Here is an 8,104-nt window from a genome sequence, read left to right on the forward strand (position 1 = left end):
CGGCTGGCACGGTGGACCCCGGAACAAGTCCGGGGTGACGGTTTGTGTCTGGACCAGCGCGTGTGACGATCCTCGTTGCCTGCGGACTCCAGCGAGAGGCCAATATCCTGCGCGGGCTGGGTGTGATTGCGATTCCCGGCGGGGGTGATGCGGTGCGGCTTGAGGCGGTGCTTGATGGTCAAGCGGCAGGCGCGACGATAATTGTGTCGGCGGGCATCGCCGGCGCGCTTGATCCTGCGCTGACGGCGGGGGATGTCGTCATTCACCAACCCCCGTTCGTTTCGAGCGAAGTCGAGAAACAAGCCACCAGCGTTGCGCGGGGTGTCTCGACTTCGCTCGACACGAACGGTTGGGGAGAAGAATTAAGGGCTGCCCTGCCCCATGCCCGTTACGGCCAAATCATCGGCCAGGATCACATCGCCGCTACCGCGGCTGAAAAGGCCGCGCTCTACGCCGCCACCGGCGCCCTTGCCGTCGACATGGAATCGCACATTGCCGCCCGCGTGGCCGCGCGCCACGGCCTGCCCTTTATCGCTATGCGGACAATCTCCGACACGGCACACGAATCGCTACCGCCCGCCGCACTCGTTGGCATGAGCCCCGACGGATCGATGGCGCTCGGCAAGGTACTCACGTCGCTCGCGCGTCGGCCGGGTCAGCTGCCCGCGCTGATCAAAACCGGGCAAAATGCCGAGGCAGCATTTCGCGCGCTACGCCAGGTATCGCATGCAATTGCGGCGTTGAATCGTCCTTAAGCCGCGCGCTGTACCCGCTTATAGCCTTCCGGATCAGCGTTCTTGATCCGCTCCAGCTCGCGCTCGACATGGGTCGAGTGGACGTCCTCGGCCTTGCGGGCGTTGCTGATGTCGATATCGGGTGCCATCGGGCCTTCGGTGCGGACCCCCTTGCGGCCTACCGTGAACATCTTGAGCGGGTTGCGGATCGCGTCGGTGGCGGCGGTGCCTTCGAAGCCGCAATGGACCATGCAGTTCGAGCATTTCTCGTACTTGCCGACGCCGTAATCGTCCCAGTTGGTGCCTTCCATCAGCTCAGCGAACGTGTCGACATAGCCTTCGCCGACCAGATAACAGGGCTTCTGCCAGCCGAACACGGTGCGCAGCGGCATCGACCAGGGGGTGCATTCATAGGTCTGGTTGCCGGCCAGGAAATCGAGGAACAGCGGAGAGTTGGTGAAGCTCCACTTGCGGCCGCCATCGCCACGGCGGAACACGTCGCGGAAGAAATTCTTGGTGCGTTCGCGCGTCAGGAAATGCTCCTGATCGGCGGCGCGCTCATAGGAATAGCCGGGCGAGATCGTGATCTCGACGCCGCGCTTTTCCATTTCGTCGAAAAAGCTCGCAAGCCGCTCCGGGTCAGCGCCGTCGAACACGGTGCAGTTCACCTGGACACGGAAGCCCTTGGCTTTGGCCATTTCGATCGCTTCGATCGCGACTTCATAGGTGCCGTCCTGATCGACCGCGTGATCGTGCATCCCCTTGTCGCCATCGAGATGGATCGACCAGGTGAAGAAGGTCGACGGCTTGTAATCGTCGATCTTCTTTTTCAGCAGCAGTGCATTGGTGCAGAGGATCACGAACTTCTTCTTCGCGATATAGCCCTCGACGATCTTTGGCATGTCGCGGTGGAGCAACGGCTCGCCGCCGGCGATCGACACGGCGGGGGCGCCGCATTCGTCGATCGCGTCCATGCACTGCTGCACGCTCAGCCGCTGGTTCAGGATCGCATCGGGATAATCGATCTTCCCGCAGCCCGGGCACGCCAAGTTGCAGCGCAGCAGCGGCTCGAGCATCAGCACGAGCGGGTATTTCTGGCCGCTCAGATGCTTCTTGACGGTATAGCCACCAATGCGCGCGAGCAGGTTGATCGGAAGGGTCATTGCGGTCGTTCCTATTCGGCCGGGATCTGCATCGATGCCTTTGCAGCGGGCGGGGTCACATTCCTTAACTCGGAAGGCAGGCTGAATTCCAGCGTTTCCTCAATCCCGTCGAGTTGCGAGACGGTGACGGGGCCAATTTTGCGCAGCGCGGCGATCACGCTGTCTACCAATTCATCGGGCGCGGAGGCACCGGCCGTAAGCCCGATCGTCTCGATGCCAACAAGCCAAGCCGGGTCGACAGCATCGCCATCAGCCACAAGATAGCTCGGCAAGCCCGAGTCGACACCGATTTCGCGCAGACGGCTGGAGTTGGAGCTGTATTCGGCCCCCACCACCAACAGCAGATCGACGACCCGGCACAGATCGCGCACCGCCGTCTGCCGGTTCTGGGTGGCGTAGCAAATGTCGGACACGTCAGGACCGATGATATCGCTGAACCGCTCGCCAAGCGCGGCGATGATGCCGCGGGTATCGTCAACGCTAAGCGTGGTCTGGGTGATATAGGCGAGCGGCGCATCATCGGGCAGATCGAGTGCAGCAACATCGGCTTCGGTCGAGACGAGATAAACGGGCGCGTCGACCTGGCCGATCGTGCCTTCCACCTCGGCATGCCCTTCATGCCCGATCAGGACGATCGACCGCCCCTGCGTCGCGTAGCGACGGCCCTGAATGTGCACCTTGGTGACGAGCGGACACGTCGCATCGAGCACCGGCAGGCCACGCGCTGCTGCCTCGTTCTCGATTTCGCGTGAAACGCCGTGCGCGCTGAAAACGGTGCGCGCACCGTCCGGCACTTCAGACAGTTCCTCAACGAAAACCGCCCCCTTCTGCCGCAACTTATTCACGACATGGCGGTTATGGACGATCTCGTGACGCACATAAACGGGCGCGCCATACAGATCGATGGCACGTTCGACGATTTCGATCGCGCGCACAACGCCCGCACAAAACCCACGCGGCTTGGCCAAGATTACCTGCAAGGAATAGTCCTTTCTGTCCCCCAAAAGCCTCCAGAACCAGACGCGCCCCGATCGTTCCCGATCGGTCGGCATCTGCGACCTTCCCCGCCGTTCCGCCTCTACTGCCCCGGAACAACCGAAACATATTAGCCGAGCAGCCTCATAATAAAAGGCCGAAAACCGGTGGCGGCGCTATTCTGTTGCATTGCAGCACGTCAATATCGTCCCGCTGTGGCGCAGTCGACACAGGTTCAGCAATGTTGCTCCACGCCCGATCCACGCGATCCACCTAATCCGGCACGCGTTGGGGGTGGACGGGCACCGGATGGCGCTTTATCCGAACAACACAATCCGCTGGGAGTATCAGGGATGTCTGTGATGAACCATTTGCACCGTCTTGTCCTTCCGATTGCCGCCGCCGCGATGCTGGCAACGCCGGGTTTCGCCCAGGCGCCTGATGCCGCGCGCGCGCCAGTCCAAACGCTGTGCGACGGCCTCGTTGCCATCATGAAGGCGGGCAAGAAGGCGGGTGCCGCAGGCCGTGCCGCGCAGATCGCGCCGGTGGTGGACAAGAGTTTTGATCTGCCATTGCTTACCCGGCTGGCCGTTGGCACCGAATGGACCAAGGCAGCGCCGGCCGATCGCACCGCCCTGATCGCGGCGATGCGCAAGCTGACGATCAATCAATATGCCGCCAATTTTGACAGTTGGTCTGGCCAGGCGTTCGTGATCGATCCGCAGGTGGAAACGCGCGGGACCGACCGGGTCGTAAAGACGAAGCTGACCCAGCCCAAGGGCGAAACCGTCAGCATCGCCTATCGGCTGCGCCAGAGCGGCGGCGATTGGCGGATCATCGACGTGTTCTACCAGAATTCGATCAGCCAACTCGCCACGCGCCGTGCCGATTTCGATGCTATCGTCCGCAAGGGCGGGGCTAAGGCGCTCGTTGGCCATGTCAACGCTCTGGCTGACAAGGCGAGCCGCTGATCAAGCATCCGGCCTTGCGGGGGGCGCCAGGCGCGTTGATCCCCACCGCGCTGGCTGTTGCCGCGCTGCTCGCCACGGGTAGCGCCGAAGCGCGTGCGCCAATGGTCGAACAGGCGCTGCAGGCACCTCCGGCAGTTGCTGGCACAACATCGGATCAATCAACGGCGCCTGAGGCTACGACGCCGGCGGCCGAAGCGGACAATGGTCGCGCGAATGGTCGCACCAAGGGTGACCCGCTTGAAGGGTTCAACCGGGCGATGTTCGGCGCGCAGCAGACGTTTGATCGCGCGATTTTCCGCCCCGTCGCGCGCGGCTACGCCACGATCATTCCCAAGTTCATCCGTACCGGGCTGCGCCACCTGCTCCGCCATATTCGCGAGCCGATCGTTTTTCTGAACGATGTGCTTCAGCTGAAGCCGAAGCGCGCGGTGCGAACGCTTGCCAGGTTTGCAATCAACACCACCGCGGGCGTGGGCGGCCTGCTCGATGTCGCCAAGACCGCCAAGCTGCCGCATCGCCCCAACGGGCTGGGCAATACGCTGGCGCGCTATGGCGTCGGTCCCGGGCCATATCTGTTTTTCCCGTTTGTCGGCCCAACCCAGCTGCGCGACATCTTTGGTGGCGCGGTTGACGGGTTGATCTATCCCGTCGCGATTGGTCGCCCGTTCAACCGCACCGATTATCAGGTGGCAACGGCAGCGATCGGTGGCCTTGATCTGCGCGCCGAATCCGACGCCGGGTTCAAGGCGCTGCTCGACGGTGCTGCCGATCCCTATGCCACGCTGCGTTCAGTGTATCAGCAGAACCGCGCGGCCGAAATTGCTGAAATGAACGGCACGCCGGTCGCGCCCGGTGGGCTCGACGATCCGCTGATCGATCCTGAAGCCGATCCCGCAGCACCGCCTGCCGAAGGGCCGGGACAACAAGCACCCGAAGACGTGCCGGGTTCGACTGCGCCTTCCCCCGAGCCGGCCGCAGACCCTGCGGTTCCAGCATCGAGTGACGTTGTAGTGGGCAATGCTTGGACCCACGCAACGTTGGACGAGACTAGGCTGGTTTCGTTTTTCTAGCCGACGTCGCTGTGCCACGCGGCGGCCCGAGCAGCGCCGGTTCAAAGATCAGCGCACACACCAATGTCCAGGCCAGCGAGATGATGAGAATCTTGCCCATGCTCGCCGTTCCCGGATGTGCCGACAGCCACAGCGCGCCAAACGCACTGCCGGTCGCCAGCGCGCTGAACAGCACCGCGCGTGCCAGGCTCGATTGCAACAAATCAGCCGCTCCATCGCGCCACGCCATCACGAAATAGATGTGGAAGGCTACACCCACCCCGAACAGCAACGGAAAGGCGATGATATTGGCGAAGTTGATCGGTTGGCCAATGATCACACAGCTGCCCAATGTCAGGAATCCCGAGAGCACCACCGGCGCCAGGGTGAACGCAACCTCGCTGACGTCGCGCAGCACCGCGAACAGCAACAGGCTGACCAGTACCAGGGCGAGGACACCTGCCTGGACGAACGCCCAGGCCACCGTCTTGGCGGCTTCCTGAGTTGATACTGGCAGCCCTGTCGCGGTGGGGGCGATCTGGCGAACGGCATCGGTAAAGCGCGCGAGGACGCGATTATCGTTGCTGTCACCGGTGGGGAAGATCTGCACGCGCGCGCGGCCATCCTTCGCCAACCAGTCGCCTGCTATTTCCGGCGGCAAGGTATCGCGCGTAACTTCCTCCGCCTGGAGCACCGCGCGCGCCTGATTGAGCATCACGATGAGCGGCGGCACCAGCACATCATGCGCCGCTGCGCGAATCGCCGGATCGGCGGTCGCAATGTCGGCCAAGGTGGTCGCCAACGCGCGCGCATAATCGGCAGCCTCGCCCGACTGGCCCGCCGCCACCCGTTCAAGCTGGGCAGCGGTTGTACGCATCGCGTTGACCACTTCGGCATCGCTCGGCGCCGGGGCGGTATCGAACGGGTTCAGCGTCAGATCGAGCAGCACCGATGCGTCCTGCAACAGGGCGATTTTTTCGGGCTGATCAGCGGGAATGAAACTGTCGATCGAAATCGCCTGCGCCACCTGGGGCAGTGCCGATGCCCGGTCAGCAATGCGGCGCGCGGCATCGGCATTATCCGCCAGCACATAAATGGTGTTGGGCGTGCGCAACGGATCGCGCATCAGATCGGTCAGCGATCGATAGGCCGGGCCATTCGGGTCACGTAGGTGCAGCGGGTTGAAATCGAACTGGACCAGCGGCAGCAGCGCGATGCTACCTATCATCGACAGGCCGAATGCCCAGAGGACGGTGCGGCGATGGGCATGGAGCCAGCGATCGACTGGCGCGGCCTCGGCAAAGCCGACCTCGGCCATCGGCTTGCCCGGTTTGAACAGCACCAGCAGCGCGGGCAGCAGCGTAATCGACAGCAGCAGCGCGATCACCATCCCCAACCCGGCGATGATGCCGAGTTCCGAAATGCCGACATAATCGGTCGGCAGGAACGCGCCAAAGCCGAGGAAAATCGCCCCCGCCGCCAGCGCCAGTGGGGCGCCAAGTGCGACAGCGGCCCGCTCGAGCGCTTGCGGAATCGCTGCTCCCTCAAGTCGCTCGGCATTGAAACGAACGCTGATCTGAATGCCGAAATCGACCCCCAACCCAACGAACAGGGGAATGAATGCAACCGAGATGAGGTTCAGCGTCCCCACCGCTGCCAACCCGATCGCGGTCGTCATCACCAGCCCGGCCAGGATCGTGATCACGATTGCGGCGACGATCTTTCCGGAGCGCGTTGCGAACCATAATGTCACCAGCATCGCCAGCGCCATCACCAGCCCGACAAAGCCGATATTCTCCTCAAGCGTCGAGAATTCCTCATCAGCCAGCGGCACCTCGCCCGTTACCTGCACATTGACGCCGTGCGCCGCGTCAAGCTTCAGATCAGCCGCGGCGGCATAAATGGCATCGACCGCCTTCTCGCCGGGTTTCAGCGCACCGAAATCGAGCTTGGGCTGCGCAAGGACGAGGCGACGCAGCGGCGGTTGCTGCCCGCCCCCATCGGCAAACAATGTCTGCCACGAAAAATACGCGGGCTGGCGCTGTGCGACCTTGCCGAGTGCATCATCGAGCGCACGGATCGGCCGGTCGAGATCATCGAGCTTCGCCGAACCCCGCTCGACCCCGGTCAGGATCGTCCCAAGCGCGCTCATAATGCCGCGCAGCGACGGATCAGCAGCAAGCGGCCCGAGCAAGGGCTGGGCGGCGATCAGCGATTTGGTGGTGCTTCGCACCTCATCCACGGTGCCGAACATCACGCCCTGGCGCGCCAGATAATCGCCACCATCGGGACGACGGACGGTCTTGAAATGGTCGGTATCTGCAGCAAGCCGTTCGGCAAGCGCGGCGGCCCCCGCCTCAGCGAGTTCGGGGGTGCGTCCGTCGACGATCGCCAGCGTCGTATCGGTCAGTTGGGGAAAGGCCGTGTTGACGGCAGCCTCGTTGCGCCGCCAGTCCACATCAGCGGATATCAGCGCGCTTGTATTCGTCGTCATCGCGAAATTGGTGATGGCAAAGCCGATCGCCAATATCGTCAACGCCAGCGACAGCAGCAGCAAAAGCCGGGGCCTGCGCGCGCTGAATGCCACCAGGCCAAAGATCGGGCCTTGTCCCATCGGCTTTAGTTGCGGGCCCCGCCACCCGAGAAATAACGCATTTTCAGGGTGATGGCCTTGTCACCCGCCAATTGGAACATGGCATCTTTCCATTTCGGCGGCCCGAACCGGATCGGCGCGTCGTTCGAGAAGCCTACACCCTCCTTGGGAATGCCGAACAGAGCGCGATCGACCTTGCCGTTGTTGTTCTCATCATGCGTCACCTGCGCGGCATAAGCGCCGGGGGCAAGATTGGCGAAGCTCACGGCAGTCTTGCCCGCCACCGCTGGCACGTTCGTGCGAACCGGGCAGGTTTTCAGGAACTCGGTCTGACGGCAGATATCGACATGCACCACCCCTTTGGCGTTGCGCACACCGGTCACCTCGATCTGCAGCGTGACTGAGCCTGTTGATTCAGGGCGCGCCGCCGCTACCGTCGTCAGGCCGACGCAGCCAACCGTTACACCAGCAATCGCCAGCCATTTCAGGCAATTCACGCGCGAACGTCCCCGAGCGTTGTTTCCTCATTCCACCTGAGGGCCTTGAGGACGCTGTCGATGATGGCGTCGGCGTCAAGGCCGGCCTGGGCGTACTGGATTTCGGGCTTGTCGTGGTCCTG

General features: G+C 63.0%; 7 protein-coding genes. 3 read left to right on the forward strand and 4 right to left on the reverse strand.

Features of this window, described 5'->3' with window-relative positions:
• Nucleotides 1-62: 62 nt before the first annotated feature.
• The gene (locus B7Y49_RS11600) at nucleotides 63-755 is read left to right on the forward strand and encodes a phosphorylase (RefSeq protein WP_374127751.1); all 693 of its coding nucleotides are present in this window, start codon (nucleotides 63-65) and stop codon (nucleotides 753-755) included.
• Here the strand turns inward: B7Y49_RS11600 and hpnH are convergent.
• Nucleotides 752-1,897, reverse strand: coding sequence for an adenosyl-hopene transferase HpnH (gene hpnH / locus B7Y49_RS11605; protein WP_374127752.1), 1,146 nt, complete (start codon nucleotides 1,895-1,897; stop codon nucleotides 752-754). The genes B7Y49_RS11600 and hpnH overlap by 4 nt on opposite strands.
• An 11-nt stretch (nucleotides 1,898-1,908) precedes the next feature.
• Nucleotides 1,909-2,877 carry a 4-hydroxy-3-methylbut-2-enyl diphosphate reductase gene (gene ispH / locus B7Y49_RS11610; protein WP_374127753.1) on the reverse strand — a complete coding sequence of 323 codons (969 nt, stop codon included), beginning with the start codon at nucleotides 2,875-2,877 and terminating at the stop codon, nucleotides 1,909-1,911.
• 357 nt (nucleotides 2,878-3,234) lie between these two features.
• Between ispH and B7Y49_RS11615 the strand changes: the two genes are divergently transcribed.
• A complete protein-coding gene (locus B7Y49_RS11615) occupies nucleotides 3,235-3,843 on the forward strand; it encodes an ABC transporter substrate-binding protein (protein WP_374127754.1) in 609 nt (202 codons plus the stop codon).
• A 14-nt stretch (nucleotides 3,844-3,857) separates the two neighbouring features.
• Complete coding sequence (locus tag B7Y49_RS11620; RefSeq protein ID WP_374127755.1) at nucleotides 3,858-4,913, forward strand: VacJ family lipoprotein; 1,056 nt, start codon at nucleotides 3,858-3,860, stop codon at nucleotides 4,911-4,913.
• Here B7Y49_RS11620 and B7Y49_RS11625 read toward each other — a convergent pair.
• Nucleotides 4,891-7,506 (reverse strand): MMPL family transporter, encoded by a 2,616-nt coding sequence (locus tag B7Y49_RS11625; RefSeq protein ID WP_374127756.1) that lies wholly within the window; start codon nucleotides 7,504-7,506, stop codon nucleotides 4,891-4,893. The genes B7Y49_RS11620 and B7Y49_RS11625 overlap by 23 nt on opposite strands.
• A gap of 5 nt (nucleotides 7,507-7,511) precedes the next feature.
• Nucleotides 7,512-7,982: a DUF2141 domain-containing protein gene (locus B7Y49_RS11630; RefSeq protein ID WP_374127757.1), complete on the reverse strand. Its 471-nt coding sequence runs from the start codon at nucleotides 7,980-7,982 to the stop codon at nucleotides 7,512-7,514.
• Nucleotides 7,983-8,104: the final 122 nt, after the last annotated feature.

It is taken from the genome of Sphingomonas sp. 28-62-11 (assembly GCF_002278865.1).
Lineage (GTDB): Bacteria > Pseudomonadota > Alphaproteobacteria > Sphingomonadales > Sphingomonadaceae > Sphingomonas.